The 1497-nt window shown below is 56.0% G+C and carries 2 protein-coding genes; both read left to right on the top strand.

What is annotated here, in order from left to right; genetic code table 11:
- Window positions 1–694, top strand: a 694-nt coding sequence (locus B4113_RS03120; RefSeq protein ID WP_153017115.1) for an integrase core domain-containing protein, incomplete at its 5' end; no start/stop codon positions are given.
- Complete coding sequence (locus B4113_RS03125) at window positions 687–1487, top strand: ExeA family protein (RefSeq protein ID WP_061912214.1); 801 nt, start codon at window positions 687–689, stop codon at window positions 1485–1487. The genes B4113_RS03120 and B4113_RS03125, both read left to right, overlap by 8 nt.
- Window positions 1488–1497 lie beyond the last annotated feature (10 nt).

Below are 1497 nucleotides of genomic sequence, written 5' to 3' on the forward strand. Positions count from 1 at the left end.
TCGCGGTTGGTGCCGTACGTATAGTTTCCCTTCGGAGAAGTTTGACGGGCTGCGGGTCGTCACAAAGGAAGCGGTGATTCGTTGCGGGAAGCCGAAACGCATTTACTCGGACAACGGGAACATTGATCGATCCGAGGTGCTGCAGTATGCGTGCGCCGAGATGGGGATTACGCTCATCCACACCCAGCCGTATGACCCGCAAAGCAAAGGGAAAATCGAACGGTTCTTCCGCACCGTACAGACGCGGTTTTATCCGCTGTTGGAGCTGAATCCGCCAAAGTCGCTTGACGAGTTGAACGAGCGGTTTGGGAAGTGGCTTGAAGAAGAGGATCACCGAAAACCACACGCCTCACTGGACGGAAAAACGCCGCATGAGGTGTTTCAGTCCCAAGTGGAACGAGTGGTGTGGGTCGAAGACATCGACTGGCTGGATGCGATTTTTCTGAAACGGGAGCACCGCAAGGTGAAAGCCGATGGCACGATCACCCTGAATCAACAGCTATACGAAGTGCCGCCTCGGTTCATTGGGCAATCGATTGAGCTCCGCTATGACGAACGAGGCGTCTATGTGTACGAAGACGGCAAACGAGTAGCGGAAGCCATTCGGGTGCGTTTGGAGGATCACGCCCATGTGAAGCGTCACCGGTCGCCGTTTGCGGCAGTTCCAGCGAAGGAGGGAGAACACGGTGTATAAATCGTTCTACTCTCTTTCGCGGGAGCCGTTTGCGAAAGAAACCGCCCCGTCCGAGGCGTATCAAGGGGCAGCGTTTCAAGAAGCGCTGCGGGCGCTGGAGTACGTGAAACGAACCCGGGGAATCGGGCTGTTGACCGGAGAACCGGGGGCGGGCAAGACATTCGCCCTTCGGGCGTGGAAAGAATCGTTGTCCCCTTCTTTGTATCACGTAGTCTACTTCCCGTTATCGACCGGAGGCGTGATGGATTTTTACCGCGGGCTGGCCTTTGGGTTGGGGGAAGAACCGAAATACCGCAAGGTGGATCTCTTCCGCCAAATCCAGCAGGCCATTGAGCGGTTGTATCATGAACGGCGGATCACACCGGTGTTGATATTGGACGAGATGCATTTCGCGAAGGATGCCTTTTTACAGGACATCGCCATCTTGTTCAACTTTGAGATGGATTCAACCAACCCCTTTGTCTTGATGTTAGCTGGGCTGCCCCATTTACAGGGGAAGCTGCGGCTCAATCAGCACCGCCCTCTCGATCAGCGGATCATCATGCGATGCCGGATGGGGCCGCTCGAGAAGGAGGAGGTGGCGGGCTACATCGAGCATCGGATGAAACAGGCCGGGGCGAAGCATCCGATCTTCACTCCATCGGCGTTAGAGGCGATTGCCCTGCAGTCGCGGGGATGGCCTCGGGTGATCAACACGTTGGCTACGACATGCCTGCTGTACGGGCATCAGCTGAAAAAGGACGTCATTGACGAAGAAGTGGTACGCATGGCCACAGAGGAAATGGGGTATTAGCACGAAAGGG

This window comes from Geobacillus sp. B4113_201601 (assembly GCF_001587475.1).
Taxonomy (GTDB): Bacteria; Bacillota; Bacilli; order Bacillales; family Anoxybacillaceae; genus Geobacillus; species Geobacillus icigianus.